The 14,533-nt window shown below is 66.5% G+C and carries 14 protein-coding genes and 1 pseudogene; 12 read left to right on the top strand and 3 right to left on the bottom strand.

Annotated elements, in window-relative coordinates:
- The first annotated feature begins 92 nt into the window (after positions 1-92).
- The 8 genes from H8S61_RS14860 to H8S61_RS14825 all read left to right on the top strand — a co-directional run bounded on the left by H8S61_RS14860 (position 93) and on the right by H8S61_RS14825 (position 9,065).
- Positions 93-1,742 carry an ABC transporter substrate-binding protein gene (locus tag H8S61_RS14860; protein ID WP_186939532.1) on the top strand — a complete coding sequence of 550 codons (1,650 nt, stop codon included), beginning with the start codon at positions 93-95 and terminating at the stop codon, positions 1,740-1,742.
- A 15-nt stretch (positions 1,743-1,757) separates the two neighbouring features.
- Positions 1,758-2,741, top strand: coding sequence for an ABC transporter permease (locus H8S61_RS14855; protein WP_160942902.1), 984 nt, complete (start codon positions 1,758-1,760; stop codon positions 2,739-2,741).
- The gene (locus H8S61_RS14850) at positions 2,734-3,618 is read left to right on the top strand and encodes an ABC transporter permease (protein WP_186939531.1); all 885 of its coding nucleotides are present in this window, start codon (positions 2,734-2,736) and stop codon (positions 3,616-3,618) included. Before H8S61_RS14855 ends, H8S61_RS14850 begins: the two co-directional genes overlap by 8 nt.
- 10 nt (positions 3,619-3,628) lie before the next feature.
- On the top strand, positions 3,629-4,702 hold the full coding sequence (locus H8S61_RS14845) for an ATP-binding cassette domain-containing protein (protein ID WP_186939530.1): 1,074 nt from the start codon (positions 3,629-3,631) through the stop codon (positions 4,700-4,702).
- Entirely contained in the window at positions 4,696-5,298 is a 603-nt protein-coding gene (locus tag H8S61_RS14840; protein ID WP_186939529.1) for an ABC transporter ATP-binding protein, read from the top strand. Before H8S61_RS14845 ends, H8S61_RS14840 begins: the two co-directional genes overlap by 7 nt.
- A 189-nt stretch (positions 5,299-5,487) precedes the next feature.
- A complete protein-coding gene (modA, locus tag H8S61_RS14835) occupies positions 5,488-6,417 on the top strand; it encodes a molybdate ABC transporter substrate-binding protein (protein ID WP_154334369.1) in 930 nt (309 codons plus the stop codon).
- A gap of 81 nt (positions 6,418-6,498) precedes the next feature.
- Complete coding sequence (modB, locus tag H8S61_RS14830) at positions 6,499-7,956, top strand: molybdate ABC transporter permease subunit (RefSeq protein WP_186939528.1); 1,458 nt, start codon at positions 6,499-6,501, stop codon at positions 7,954-7,956.
- Positions 7,953-9,065, top strand: a complete 1,113-nt coding sequence (locus H8S61_RS14825; protein ID WP_186939527.1) for a sulfate/molybdate ABC transporter ATP-binding protein — start codon at positions 7,953-7,955, stop codon at positions 9,063-9,065. Before modB ends, H8S61_RS14825 begins: the two co-directional genes overlap by 4 nt.
- 30 nt (positions 9,066-9,095) lie before the next feature.
- Here the strand turns inward: H8S61_RS14825 and H8S61_RS14820 are convergent, their stop codons facing one another.
- Both H8S61_RS14820 and H8S61_RS14815 read right to left on the bottom strand, forming a co-directional pair.
- A complete protein-coding gene (locus H8S61_RS14820) occupies positions 9,096-9,365 on the bottom strand; it encodes a ribbon-helix-helix domain-containing protein (RefSeq protein WP_186939526.1) in 270 nt (89 codons plus the stop codon).
- 13 nt (positions 9,366-9,378) lie between these two features.
- A complete protein-coding gene (locus H8S61_RS14815; protein ID WP_186939525.1) occupies positions 9,379-9,654 on the bottom strand; it encodes a hypothetical protein in 276 nt (91 codons plus the stop codon).
- 442 nt (positions 9,655-10,096) lie between these two features.
- On the opposite strand from H8S61_RS14815, the gene moaA reads away from it, so the two are divergent.
- Positions 10,097-11,098: a GTP 3',8-cyclase MoaA gene (gene moaA, locus H8S61_RS14810; RefSeq protein ID WP_186939524.1), complete on the top strand. Its 1,002-nt coding sequence runs from the start codon at positions 10,097-10,099 to the stop codon at positions 11,096-11,098.
- 147 nt (positions 11,099-11,245) lie between these two features.
- Positions 11,246-11,746: a cyclic pyranopterin monophosphate synthase MoaC gene (gene moaC / locus H8S61_RS14805; protein ID WP_186939523.1), complete on the top strand. Its 501-nt coding sequence runs from the start codon at positions 11,246-11,248 to the stop codon at positions 11,744-11,746.
- 291 nt (positions 11,747-12,037) lie between these two features.
- Here moaC and H8S61_RS14800 read toward each other — a convergent pair whose 3' ends face one another.
- Positions 12,038-12,814, bottom strand: a complete 777-nt coding sequence (locus tag H8S61_RS14800) for a helix-turn-helix domain-containing protein (protein WP_186939522.1) — start codon at positions 12,812-12,814, stop codon at positions 12,038-12,040.
- 208 nt (positions 12,815-13,022) lie between these two features.
- On the opposite strand from H8S61_RS14800, the gene aguA reads away from it, so the two are divergent.
- Both aguA and H8S61_RS14790 read left to right on the top strand, forming a co-directional pair.
- Positions 13,023-14,144, top strand: a complete 1,122-nt coding sequence (gene aguA / locus H8S61_RS14795) for an agmatine deiminase (RefSeq protein WP_160942891.1) — start codon at positions 13,023-13,025, stop codon at positions 14,142-14,144.
- A 74-nt stretch (positions 14,145-14,218) separates the two neighbouring features.
- Positions 14,219-14,533 (top strand): annotated as a pseudogene (locus H8S61_RS14790) (putrescine carbamoyltransferase); the annotation flags it as partial.

Genomic DNA, 14,533 nt, shown 5'->3' with positions numbered 1-14,533 from the left:
GAAGCCTCTGCTATAGTGTGTTACGCAATCAGATTACGTAACACCACCGACGAGGCAACGACGTCGGGGGCACGAGGGAAGGAACCGAACACATGGCTACATTGACGCGGCGCGATTTCGCGAAGCTGACGGGCGCGACGGCGGCGACGCTGTCGCTGGGCGGACTGCTGGCAAGCTGCACGAGCGGCGAGGCCGCCAAGCCGGCCGAGGACACGACGACCACGGCGGGCGAGGAAACCCCCTCGCAGGTCATCGTCTCGATGACCACCGGTTCCGAGCCGGCGGCGGGCTTCGATCCTTTGGTGTCGTGGGGCTGCGGCGAGCACGTGCACGAGCCGCTCATCCAGTCCACGCTGATCACCACCACCACCGAGCTCGACTTCAAGAACGACCTCGCCACGTCTTACGAGGCGTCCGAGGACGGCATGACGTGGACGTTCACCATCCGCGACGACGCGAAGTTCACCGACGGCACGCCGCTTACGGCCAAGGACGTGGCCTTCACCATCAACGGCATCCTGAACGCCGAGGCGTCCGAGTGCGATATGTCCATGGTGAAGGAGGCCGTGGCGAAGGACGACACCACGGTCGTCATCTCCATGGAGAAGCCGTTCAACGCGCTGCTGTACACGCTGGCCGTCGTGGGCATCGTGCCCGAGCACGCCTACGGCGACACGTACGGCGACAACCCCATCGGCTCGGGACGCTACATGCTCGAGCAGTGGGACAAGGGCCAGCAGGTCATCCTCAAGGCCAATCCCGACTACTACGGCGAGGCGCCGAAGATCGAGCGCGTCGTGGTCGTGTTCATGGAAGAGGACGCCTCGCTCGCCGCGGCGCAGTCCGGCCAGGTTGACGTGGCGTACACCTCCGCGACGTTCGCGGACAAGCAGCCGAGCGGCTACGACCTGCTGAACTGCGCGTCCGTCGACTCGCGCGGCATCTCGCTGCCGACCATCCCGGCGGGCGGGTCCAAGACCGACGAGAAGGGCGAAGCGGCAGCCGGCAACGACGTCACCTGCGATCTCGCCATCCGCCAGGCCATCAACTACGGCGTCGACCGCGACAAGATGATCGAGAACGTGCTGAACGGCTACGGCACCGTCGCCTACAGCGTGGGCGACGGCATGCCCTGGTCCTCGCCCGACATGAAGTGCGCCACCGACGTGGAGAAAGCCAAGAAGCTGCTCGACGACGGCGGCTGGGCCGCGGGCTCGGACGGCATCCGCGAGAAGAACGGCACGCGCGCCGCGTTCAACCTGTACTACTCGGCCGGCGACACCGTGCGCCAGGGCATCGCGGAGGAGTTCTCCAACCAGATGAAGGATCTCGGCATCGAGGTTTCCATCAAGGGCGCGAGCTGGGACGATCTGTATCCGCACCAGTTCACCGACCCGGTGGTGTGGGGCTGGGGCACCAACGCGCCCACCGAGACGTACAACCTGTTCTACTCCAAGGGCACGGGCAACTACGCCTGCTACGAGAACGCCGCGACCGACGCCTACCTCGACGAGGCGCTGGCGAAACCCAAGGTGGAGGACTCGTTCGACCTGTGGCAGAAGGCCCAGTGGGACGGCACGACCGGCATCGCGCCGCAGGGCGACGCGCCGTGGGTGTGGTTCGCGAACATCGACCACCTGTACTTCGCCAAGGAGAACCTCAAGGTTGCCGAGCAGAAGCCCCACCCGCACGGTCACGGCTGGTCGCTCGTCAACAACGTCGACCAGTGGAGCTGGGCGTAGGTTATAGTATTCCCCATGCCCCAATTCATCGTTCGTAACATAGCGAAGTTCATCCTGCTCATGCTAGCCGTGAGCATGGTGACGTTCGTGCTGGTGAGCATCTCGCCCATCGATCCCGTCCAGGCGAACGTGGGGCAGACGGCCTACATCAACATGAGCGAGGCCAAGCGCGCGCAGCTCGCCGAGTACTGGGGCGTGAACACGCCCCTCTGGGAGCGCTACGTCAACTGGTTCACCGACCTCCTGCACGGCGACCTGGGAACGTCGTTGCGCTTCAACGCGCCGGTGATCGACGTCATCGCCACGCGGGCGGTGAACTCGCTGGCGCTCATGGCCACGGCCTGGGTGGTCAGCGGCGTGCTGGGCTTCGCGCTGGGCATCCTCGCGGGCGCGAACCGCGGGCGCTTCGTCGACCGCATCGTGAAGGGGTACTGCTTCCTGCTGGCGTCGGTGCCCACGTTCTGGCTGGGGCTGCTGTTCCTCATCGTGTTCTCGGTATGGCTCGGCTGGTTCCCGTTCGGCTTCTCGGTGCCCATCGGGGTGTCGGCCGCCGACGTGACGTTCGCCGATGCGCTGCACCACCTCGCGCTGCCGGCGCTCACGCTGTCGGTGGTGGGCGTGGCGAACATCGCGCTGCATACGCGCGAGAAGACTATCGACGTGCTGGAAAGCGACTACGTGCGCTTCGCCCGCGCCCGCGGCCTGTCCACGTGGGGCGCCCTGCGCCACCACGGCCTACGCAACCTCGCGCTGCCGGCGCTCACGCTGCAGTTCGCGTCGATCTCCGAGATATTCGGCGGATCGGTGCTGGTGGAGCAGGTGTTCTCGTACCCGGGCCTCGGCCAGGCGGCCGTCACGGCGGGGCTCGGGGGCGACGTGGCGCTGCTCGTGGGCATCGCGCTGTTCTCGGCGGCCTTCGTGTTCACCGGCAACCTAATCGCCAGCACGCTGTACGGCGTGGTGGATCCCCGCATCCGAAAGGGGGAGGCTCGTGCCTAGCGTCGCCGACGAGGCTTTGACGGCTCCGGCTCCCGTGCTGTACCGTCCGCGCCGCGCCCGCGTGGGCAACCGCAAGCTGACGCTGGCGGCGTTCGTCTTCGCCATCGCGGCGCTGGCCGCCGTGGTGGTGGCGGGCGTCCTCGTCACCGATGCGGCCACCGTCACCGATTTCTCGCAGAAGAACCTCGCGCCCAGCTTAGGCCATCCGTTCGGCACCGACTGGATGGGGCGCGACATGCTGCTGCGCACGCTGGCGGGCCTGTCGACCAGCGTGCTGGTGGGCCTGCTGGCGGCGGGCGTGTCGTCGGTCATCGCGCTCATCATGGGCGCGGTGGCGGCGCTGGGCGGCAAGCGCGCCGACGCCGCGGTCACCTGGCTCATCGACCTCATGATGGGCATCCCGCACATCGTGCTGCTCATCCTCATCTCGTTCGCGCTGGGCAAGGGGTTCTGGGGCGTCACCATCGGCGTTGCCGTGACGCACTGGCCCAGCTTGGCCCGCGTCGTGCGCGCCGAGATCCTCCAATGCAAGCAGTCGACGTTCGTGGCGGCGGCCCGCAAGCTGGGGCAGAGCCCGGTGAGCATCGCGGCGAAGCACATGGTGCCCTACGTGCTGCCGCAGTTCATCGTGGGGCTCATCCTGCTGTTCCCGCACGCCATCCTGCACGAGGCGTCCGTGACGTTCCTCGGGTTCGGCCTGCCGCCCGAGCAGCCGGCCATCGGCGTCATCCTCAGCGAGTCGATGGCGTACCTGTCGGCCGGCATGTGGTGGCTCGCGGTGTTCCCGGGCATCGCCCTCATCGCCACCGTGCTGCTGTTCGACCTGGCCGGTTCGAACTTGCGCAAGCTCGTCGACCCCCACAGCTCGCAGGAATAGGAGGAGGGGCATGGGCGAACCGAGCAAGAACAACCCCCTTCCCGAGGCGTTGGCGGCGCGCGAGCGCGCGCTGTACGAGGCCGCGGCCGAGTTGGAACGCCTCACCGACGAGCTGCTCGGCGATCCCTCCTCGCAGGAGGAGCTGCGGGGAGAGGCGGTCGCTGCGGAAGGAGCCGCTTCCCACGAGGCTCTTTCGCACGAGGATGCGCAGGTTCACCACCACCATACGCATGCGCCTGTCTCGCACCACGAGCACGGCCATCACCTGCTGCAGGTGGAGGACCTCAGCGTGGGCTTCCGCATGTACGAGGAGGACGCGCCGTTCTTCCGCGCCAAGCAGCGCGAGGTGGAGGTCATCCATGCCTTGAGCATCTCGGTGCATGCGGGCGAGATCGTGGCCGTGGTGGGCGCGTCGGGCTCCGGCAAGACGCTGCTGGCCGATGCCATCCTGGGGCTGTTCGAGCCGAACGCCACCGTGTGCGGGCGCATCTGGTTCGACGGGCAGGCGCAGGACGCCGCGACGCTTTCCGAGCTGCGCGGCCACGGCATCTCGCTCGTGCCGCAGAGCGTGAACAACCTCGACCCGCTCATGAAGGTGGGCCGCCAGGTGGAGGGGTTCGCCCGCACGCACGTGCCGCGCGAGGAGCGCCGCCGGCGCCGCGCCGAGCTGTTCGAGCGCTACGGTCTGCCCGAGGACACCGCGAAGAAGTACCCGCACGAGCTGTCCGGCGGCATGGCCCGCCGCGTGCTTCTGTGCTGCGCGCTCATGGACGACCCGCGCGTCATCATCGCCGACGAACCCACGCCGGGCCTCGATCTCGAGCTGGCCGTACGCGCGCTCGACGACTTCCGCGCCTTCGCCGATGGGGGCGGCGGCGTCATGCTCATCACGCACGACATCGAGCTGGCGCTGCACGTGGCCGACCGCGTGGCGGTGTTCCGCGACGGCACCGTGGTGGAGGAGACCGCCGTCGCGAACTTCGCGTCGCCCGACCTGTTGCAGCATCCGTTCAGCCGCGAGTTGTGGCACGCGCTGCCCGAGCACGGCTTCGAGGTGCCGGCGAAGGGAGGCGCACCATGTTAGAGGCGCGCGGCATCTCCTACGCGTACCCTGGCGCTCGCGCGCCGCTCTACCGCGACTTCGACCTGGCCGTCGACGCGCACGAGCGCGTGGCGATCAGCGCGCCGTCCGGCTTCGGCAAAACCACGCTCTGCCGTCTGCTGGCCGGCTACGAGCGCCCGCAGGCGGGCGCGATCCTCGTGGACGGAACGCCCTTGCCGAAGCGCGGCGCGTGTCCCGTGCAGATGATCCTCCAGCACCCCGAAACCGCCGTGGACCCGCGCATGCGGATGGAGCAGACGCTGGCCGAAGCGGGGGAGGTGCCGCAGCGTTTGCTCGACGACCTGGGCATCCAGCAGCGGTGGCTCACGCGCTTCCCGCACGAGCTGTCGGGCGGCGAGCTGCAGCGCTTCTGCATCGCGCGAGCGCTGGCGGCGAACCCGCGCTACCTCGTGGCCGACGAGATATCCACCATGCTCGACGCCGTCACCCAGGCGCAGATCTGGCGCTTCCTCGTCGCCGAGACGCAGGCCCGCGGCATCGGGATGCTGTTCGTGTCGCATTCGCCCGCGCTCACCGAGCGCATCGCCACGCGCGTGGTGGATTTGGCGCGCGGCTAGGGGGTCATCTGCTCCGATCTGGGGTATTCTGCAACGAAAACATGCTTTTACGGCAATATTCAAGTTTGACTATAATCAGCGAAAAGAATAGTATGAACGCAGCTTGAATCAAACTGGGGCTCCACGCTGCGCGTTCGATTCCCCTGGTTCGAGCACCGTCGGGATTGAGAGAATCAGGGAAGGGAATCTATGAAGAAGCACATTCGCATCATGCTTGCGGCCGTGTGCGCGTTCGCTTTGGTGGGCGCGTTTGCGCTGGTCGGTTGCTCAACGGGCACCGAGCAGAAGACCGAGGAGCCGCAGCAGACCGAGGATCAGGCCGCCAAGACCGAGAGCCACGAGGCCGTGGAGCTGCAGCTGTTCGCCGCGAACTCGCTGTCGAAGGCCATGGACGCCGTGCAGCAGCTGTACACGCAGGACCATGACTGGGTGACGTTCAAGGACACGCAGTACCTGTCCTCGGGCGAGCTCAACGAGCAGCTTGCCGGCGGCGCGTACGCCGACGTGCTGATCTCCGCCTCCAAGGGCAAGATGGACGACGCCGTGGAGAAGGGCTACGTCGACGAGTCCACGCGCTTCGACATGTTCAAGAACGACCTCGTGATGGTCGCCGGCGAGGACTCCGAGCTGGCCAAGACGTACGGCGCCGACCAGAGCTTCACGCTGGACGACATCGCGTCGGGCGACTACTCCGTGGCCGTGGGCGACGCGTCCGTGCCGGCCGGCAACTACGCCAACCAGGCGCTTTCCACCATCGGCTGCTTCACCGACGCCGACGGCAAGACGGGCAAGGACAGCGCCGGCACCGACGGCTCCTACGACGGCACGCCGCTCGAGGGCAAGGTCAACCTGCAGAGCTCCGTGGGCAACGTGTGCAAGCAGGCCCAGTCCGGCGCCGTGGACGTGGCGTTCGTGTACACCTCCGACGTATACCGCTTCGGCGGCGTGAAGGTCATCGGCGTCGTGCCGGCCGACACGCACAAGAACATCGTCTACCCGGCCGCCATCTGCAAGGACTCCACGCAGGCCGAGGCCGCGAGCGAGTTCATCGAGTGGGCGACCACCGATGCCGAGGCCAAGAAGCTGTGGCAGGAGTGGGGCTTCGAGCTCGTTTCCTAAAGCACGCGCACATACGGTATAGTGATGAGGAAAGGATGGGTTCGCGTTTGCCCATCCTTTCCGTGCGACAAGGACGCCCTTATGAACAACACGCTCTTCACCCGCATCGCCCCCGCCTTCTCGCGTTTCGCGCTGCTGCTCGCCGCGTGCGCGCTGGCGATGGCGATCGCTTTCGTCCCCGGCACCGCCCGTGCAGGCGCCGACGACGAAGGCGATCTCGATGCGCCCAACGCCGCAGCCGGAGCTCCCGCGGCTTCGACGGCGCAGGACGACTCGGTTTCCGACGACGCCGTGAGCATCGCCGCCGACGGCATGTCGGCCTCGATCGACGGCAGCCCCTTCGCGCTCGAGAGCTTCTCGCGTTCCCAGGTGGGCAGCAACGGCGACGTCGACGGCGTCTACGAGGGCTACCGCTACTTCGTCTCCGACGAGCCGGGCAGCCTGGGCGTCATCGCCACCGACGGGCTCACCGTGGTGTACGTGCCCGCGGAGGTGGCGGAGGCCGTGGGCTTCGATGCCGGTTCGTCGGAGAGCCGGGGTTACCTCAAGCGCTTGCTCGTGGCGCTCGACGCCCAGAACTCGAAGGGCGGCGCGACGCTGTCCGTCGAGGGGGAGTGGGTGTTCTCCGGTCAACCCGAGATCGAGCAGGACGGCGTGGTGTACCGCTTCGACCAGGAGCTCAAGCCCGGCGAGTACTACGCCTGCGTCGTCGGCGCGGACGGCTCCGACGTCACCGACGCGTCCAACCCCTCCTACGTGCGTCTCACGCACGCCGACTTCGCCACGCTCTCGCCCGCCGATCAGGTGAGCGTCGTCGGCGCCCCCGAGGGTTTCGCCGCGCTCGCGTCGTTCTTGCAGAACATCGACTACAGCCCGCTGTGGGTGACGCTCAAGACCACGCTCACGGCCATCGTGTTCATCTTCATCTTGGGCCTGCTGGCCGCGTACTTCAGCCTGCGCATCCCCGCGCGGGCGCAGGACATCGCCGATTCCATCTTCACCATCCCCATGGTGCTGCCGCCCACGGTGTGCGGCTTCTTGCTGCTGCTGGCGTTCGGCAAGAACACGGCGCTGGGGCAGTGGTTCATCGACATCGGCTTCCCGCTCATCTTCAGCTGGCAGGCCACCGTCATCGCGGCCGTGGTGGTGGCGTTCCCGCTCATGTACCGCAGCGCGCGCGGCGCGTTCGAGAACCTCGATCCGAACATGCTGGACGCCGCCCGTACGCTGGGCTGGAGCAACGCTAAGTTATTCTTCAAGCTCATGCTGCCGCTGTCGTGGTCGTCCATCGCGGCGGGCACCGTGCTGTCGTTCGCGCGCGCCCTCGGCGAGTTCGGCGCGACGCTGTTCTTGGCCGGCAACTACCTGGGAATCACGCGCACCATCCCCATCGCCATCTACTTCGAGTGGATGAACGGCAACACCGACGTGGCCATCTTCTGGACGGTCATCATCATGATATTCAGCTTCATCGTCATCCTGTTCATCAACCTGTGGAGCAGGCGCACGACGAAGTACCGGAGAGGGGCGGACGCATGAGCCTTGAGGTGAGCATACGCAAATCGTTCTCGTCGTTCACGTTGGACGTGGCGTTCGAGGCGGGGGACGAGACGCTCGGGTTCCTGGGCGCGTCGGGCTGCGGAAAGAGCCTGACCATGCGCTGCATCGCCGGCATCGAGACGCCCGACGAGGGCCGCATCGTGGTGAACGACCGGGTGTTCTTCGACTCCGCGCTGAAGATCAACCTCACGCCGCAGGAGCGCAAGACGGCGCTGCTGTTCCAAAGCTACATGCTGTTCCCGAACCTCACGGTGGCCGAGAACGTGGCGGCGGGCATCGGGCGCGAGGTGTCGAAGGCCGACCGCGGCGCGCTCGTGGCCGCCGAGCTCAAGCGCTTCGGGCTGGAAGGGTTCGACAAGCGCTACCCGGCGCAGCTGTCGGGCGGCCAGCAGCAGCGCGTGGCGCTCGCCCGCATGCTGGCGGCGCGCCCGGGCATCCTCATGCTGGACGAGCCGTTCTCGGCGCTCGACGCGCACCTGAAAAGCGTGCTGGAGCAGAACCTCGTCAGCCTGTTCGACGCGTTCCACGGCACCGTGCTGTACGTGAGCCACGACATCGACGAGGCGCTGCGCTTCTGCGACCGCATCGCCGTGGTGGAGGCCGGCGCCATCACCGAGACTGGTACGGGCGACGACCTGGTGAATCGGCCGCAGTCGCTGGCGGGCGTGAAGCTGTCGGGCTGCAAGAACGCCACGGCGGCCGTGCGCGTGGACGAGCACCGCGTCCGCCTGCCGAAGTGGGGCATCGAGGCGGCGACGAGCGCGGCGGTTCCCGAGGACGTGAAGGCGCTCGGCGTGCGCGCGTTCTACCTCGAACGTGCCGACGGCCCGGGCGAGAACCGCTACCGCGTGCGCGTCGACCGCGTCAGCGACTCGCGCTTCGAGCGCACGGTGCTGCTGGGCTTCCTCGATCGCGACGAGAGCGAGGCGCCCACGGTGGCCCGCACGGAGGACGAGATGAAGTACCTGCATCAGCACCTGTTCTGGCGCGTCGACAAGCTGGCCGTGCCCGCCGACGAGCTGCCGCACGAGGGCGAAGAGCTCTGGATCCGCATCCCCCCGGACAAAGTGTACCTGGTGTCGCGGTAGGGGCGCGGTGAGCGGCGCGGCGTGAGCGCGCTAGCCCCGCGCGAGCGCGTCGTTCACGAGCGAGCGCAGGAACTGCGAGCGCGTCTCTCCTGCGCGCTTCGCGGTTTCGTCGAGGGCGGCGACCTGGGATTTCGGCAGCTTGAAGGTGATCGTGGCAAGGTCTTCGGCCGAGATCCGAGGCCGCCCGACCACGATCTTTCCCGGGGTTCCGGGGATTTCGCCGCGTTCCCACGGCTCGGCCCATCGCTCAACGAGTTCGTCGGTTATCTCGATGCCGTCTTCGGTGAAGAGCTTTTCCATGGGCTTCTCCTTGCTATGCCAATCCGAGTTCGTTCATCATGCTCCAGGTTGCCTTCATCGCATGGAAGGCGAATACGACGTCGTTGAGCGGGTCGTAGACAACGACGATTTGGAGCAGCCGCCCTTTTGCGTCGAAGCCTACTGCGGCGTACTGGGGAGGGTGCAGCCCTTCGCGTTTGCGGCGCTTGATCTGGTTTCGCCATGCCGTGCGTACGTCGTCTTCCGTCACGTCGGGATGCCGCTCGCAGATGCGGTGATGGACGACGATGCGTTGCTCGGGCAGATCCATGGCGATCATCCTTTTGTGATACGAAATTATAATACAAAATAGGGACTACGACAAGGTGGGCGAGGGGGCGAGTGGAAAAAAGGGTGACTCGGCGCGACGCCCTTCGCTCTCTATTCCCCTCTTCCAGTATAGGGAGCTCGTCTCACGCGCCGATGGCGTGCGTCTCGCGTCGCTTGCTCGCGGATGCTGCGCGCATCCGATGCCGATCTCGCGCCGATTCCACGCGCCGTGCTCTCGTTTCCCATGCGTTTTACCGGCGCTTCCCACGCGCTTCGCACGCGCACCCGACGTCCCCTCCTCGCGCATCCGACGCGCCGCGCGCGTGCCTTCCGCGCGTCGCCCCCGCGCACCCGAAGTGCGCTGCTCCTTTCGCGATATTGCGCTGCGCGAAGGTCGGGCGATGCCCTATACTGTATCCTCGGACGAGAAGGGAGCTGGTCCCGTGAAAGACAGCCATGGTCGAACTATCGACTATTTACGCATATCGCTCACCGACCGCTGCAATTTCCGCTGCATCTACTGCATGCCCGAAGAGGGCGTGACATCGCTTGCGCACGAGGACATCCTGCGCATCGAGGAGATAGAGGAAGCGGTGCGCGTTGCGGCGGGCATGGGCATCCGAAGCATCCGCCTGACGGGCGGCGAGCCGCTCGTGCGCCTCGGTGTGGTGGACCTCGTGCGCGCCATCGCGCACACGCCCGGCATCGAGAACGTGTCGATGACCACGAACGGCGTGCTGCTGCCGAAGATGGCGGCCGACCTCAAGGAGGCGGGCCTGTCGCGTGTGAACATCTCGCTCGACACGCTCGATCCGGAGCAGTTCAAGCAGATCACGCGTCGCGGCGAGCTGCAGCAGACGCTCGACGGCATCGACGCCGCGCTCGCAGCCGGGTTCGATCCCGTGAAGATCAACGCCGTCGCCGTGCGCAGCCTCGACCAGGATTACCTCGCGTTCGCGAAGCTGTCCATCGATCGCCCGCTGCACGTGCGGTTCATCGAGTACATGCCCGTGGGCGAGAGCTCGGGCAGCCACGGCTGCGGCTGGGGCAAGGACGACGTCGTGCCCAGCGAGGAGCTGTTCGACATCATCAACGAGCGCGCCCGCGCCGCGGGGCTCGACGAGCTCGTGCCCGCCGGCGACGACCGCCCGCTGGGGTGGGGGCCGGCGCGCTACTTCGAGTTCCCGAACGCGCAGGGCACGGTGGGGTTCATCTCGCCGCTGTCGCGCCATTTCTGCAGCGAGTGCAACCGCCTGCGCCTGACGGCCGACGGCAAGCTGCGCCCGTGCTTGTTCTCGGACGACGAATACGACCTGCGCACCGCGCTGCGCTCGGGCGATGCGCAGGCCGCGCGTTCCGTGTTCGCCGAAGCGCTCGGCGCGAAGCCCGACGAGCACCACGACAAAGTAGGAACCGAACGCGGTATGAGCCAAATTGGAGGCTGACGCGTTCCGACGGTCTGCCGACCGTCGGAACCTGCCGACGCTGCGCCGCGGAGCAAGTCCCCGAAGGGGGCGAAGGGACGAGGCGCGCCGCCTTCGCGCCAACCTGTGACCTTCCAACCTGCAAGACCACGAAACAAGGAGGCACCCATGACCGAGCAGCAGCTGACCCATATCGACGAGCAGGGCGACGTGCGCATGGTGGACGTGTCGCAGAAGGCCGACACCGAGCGCATCGCCGTGGCCGAGGGATTCATCGCCATGCATCCCGAGACGCTCGCGCTCATCGTGGAGGGCAAGGCGTCGAAGGGCGACGTGCTGGCGTGCGCCCGCGTGGCCGGCGTCATGGCCGCCAAGCAGACGAGCGCGCTCATCCCCATGTGCCACCCGCTCAACATCACGAAGGCGAAGGTGGAGTGCGTGCCCGTGGCCGAAGGCGAGCGCCCCGACGGCCTCGTGGGCATCCACGTGACCACCACCTGCGGCGTCACGGGCAAGACCGGTATCGAGATGGAAGCGCTCACCGCCGCGAGCGTGGCGTGCCTCACCGTGTACGACATGTGCAAGGCCGTCGACCGCGGCATGGAGATCATGGACGTGCGCCTGCTCAAGAAAGAAGGCGGCAAGTCCGGCCTCTGGGAGCGCGCCTAACGGCGCAGCGCCTTGCGTATGGGCGTACCCGGGCTTCGGGACGCGCGAATCCGCTCGAAGTAACCAATTCTTTCGTTTTGCGCGCGTCGAAGGTGTTCTGAGAAGGTTTTCGATGAAGAGGAGCGGAGGGCGAAGATCGTTTCCCCAGGTCGTGCTTTTCGCCGAAGGGGAACACGGTTGAAAACAGTTGAAAACGACCGGCAGGCTCACGCAAAACGCAATACTTGATTAGAATCCGGCGATTCGCGCGCCCCGCGTCCCTCGCGATCATCTCGGGAGGGACGCATCTCCTTACGCGTCCACCACGATGGCGGCGGTTCGGTAGAGCTCGGCCATGAGCTGGTGGCGGTTCGACACGCCCATCTTCTGGTAGATGGCCTTCACGTGCTTCTTCACGGTGTTCTCCGAGATGTACAGGCGCAGGCCGATCTGCTGGTTGCTCAGCCCCTCGGCGATGAGCGCGGCGATCTCCTGCTCGCGCGCCGTGAGGCTCGTGGCCGCCACCACGGGCTTGCCCTCGTCTCGCTTGAGTCCGGCGGGGTAGGTCACGGCCAGGTACGTTGAGAGGTGCCGGTTCAGCACGGCGAGGCACTCCTCTTCCTCCTCGGTGAAATCGCCCGACGCGCGGTTGCGGAACAGGGTGATGGAGCCGTAGATCATGCCGTTGCCCACCTGCGTGCTGCCCATGCTGTAGTGGGCGTCCATGGGGATCATCCATTCGCGGTACAGCTCCGAGCGGTCGCGCATCTCGTCGGTGACGAAGGTGGAGTCGCGGTACACCACGGGATCGTTGACCGAGAACAGCCAGGTGGTGTAGTCGCCGGGTTCGTACTTCTGGTAGTACGACAGCAGCTCCTCGTCGGTCATGTCCACCGACACCGGGTCGAAGAACACGAAGCGCCCGCTCTCGCCGCAATCGCACAGGTCGAAGAACCCCTTATCGAAGGGGACCAGCTCCTTGAAGCCGCACATCGCGCGTCGGCGCAGGTCGGCAAGGTCCGTCGTCCCGTAGAACGTGAGCAGGAGATCGTCGATCGCCCGCCATCGCCTGTCGCTCAGCTCAACCATGGTCCCCCGTTCCCCTTCGCGTCGGACATCCGCTCCGATGGCAATCGTACCATATTCCGCCGTTCGCGAGGGTACCCGATCAGGTACCCTCGCGGGGAGGGGTACTGTTCAAACGCCCTCCTCGCGGGTACTGACGGTGCGCGACCCGCGTCGGTAGGATGGGGTCATCAGGTGGGAATGCCCACGACGACCAGCGAAGGAGCGCACCATGAAGATCATCACCGACAGCACGCCGAAGCAAGACGGATTCCGCATGCCCGGAGAGTTCGAGCCGCGCAAGCAGGACTTCCTCATCTGGCCCGAGCGCCAGGACACGTGGCGCAACGGCGGCAAGCCCGCCCAGGCCGTCCTCGTGGAAGTGGCGAAGGAGATCATCAAGCACGAGCCGCTCACGGTATTCTGCTCGGCCGACCAGTACGAGAACGCCCGCACCCGCCTGCCCGAGGGCGTGCGCGTGGTTGAGATGACCATCGACGACGCGTGGGCGCAGGACAAGGGCCCGTTCTACGTGGTGAATGACAAGGGCGACATGCGCGGCGTGACCTGGGGATGGAACGCGTACGGCGGGCTCGAGGGCGGCCTGTACTTCCCGTGGAAGCGCGACCAGGAATTCGCCACGAAGCTGCTCGACCTCGAGAACTACGACGCGTACGACGCCACGAAGATGGTGTTCGAGGGCGGTGCCATGCAGATCGACGGCGAGGGAACGCTGATCGTGACCGAGAACAGCGTGCTCAACCACAACCGCAACCCGCACCTCACCAAGGAAGAGGTGGAGTGGTACTTCAAGGAGTACATGGGCCTCGAGAAGGTCATCTGGCTGAAGGACGGTATGGCGTTCGACGAGACCGACGGCCACATCGACGACGTGTGCTTCTTCATCCGCCCCGGCGTGCTGGCGCTTTCGTGGACCGACGACGAGACGAACCCGCAGTACCCGAACCTCAAGGCCGCCTACGACGTGCTGTCCGAGGCGACCGACGCGAAGGGCCGCGCGTTCGAGATCCACAAGATCCCGATTCCCGGCATCATCCGCATCTCCGAGGAGGAGAGCGCCGGCGTGGACCTCTGCAAGGACGCCGCGTCCCGCGAGGCCGACCTGCCGCTGGCCATCACGTACATCAACAGCTACTTCGTGAACGGCGGCCTGCTGGTTCCCCAGTACGGCGACCCGATGGACCAGGTGGCGTGCGATATGTTCGCCGAGCTCATGCCCGACCGCGAGATCATCAAGATCTACACCCGCGAGTGGTCGCTGTGCGGCGGCAACATCCACTGCATGGCGCTGCAGCAGCCCGATCCGGCCGCCATCGCCGCGAAGCTGGGCTAGGCAGATCCGCGAACCGTTTGCATCCATGTGCGGGCCGCCCCGAGCGACCCGCACGCTCTCATGAAGGAGGAACCATGGCAGTGAAGGACTACATCGACACCAACGACTTCACCAAGGAAGAGCTGCTCGACATGATCGAGCTGGCGCGGTCCATGAAGACCATGATCAAGGAGGGCGGCCGCTACCCGCTGATCCTGAAGGACCGGACGCTCGGCATGATCTTCCAGCAGGTGTCCACCCGCACCCGCATCTCCTTCGAGACGGCCATGACCGACCTCGGCGGCCACGCGCAGTTCTTCGGCCCGGGCACCATCCAGCTCGGCGGCCACGAGACGCTCGAGGACACGGCGCGGGTCATGGGCTCGCTCGTGGACATCCTCATGGCCCGC

The organism is Eggerthella hominis (assembly GCF_014287365.1).
GTDB classification, from domain to species: Bacteria; Actinomycetota; Coriobacteriia; order Coriobacteriales; family Eggerthellaceae; genus Eggerthella; species Eggerthella guodeyinii.
This window is presented reverse-complemented; position numbering and strand designations above follow the sequence as displayed.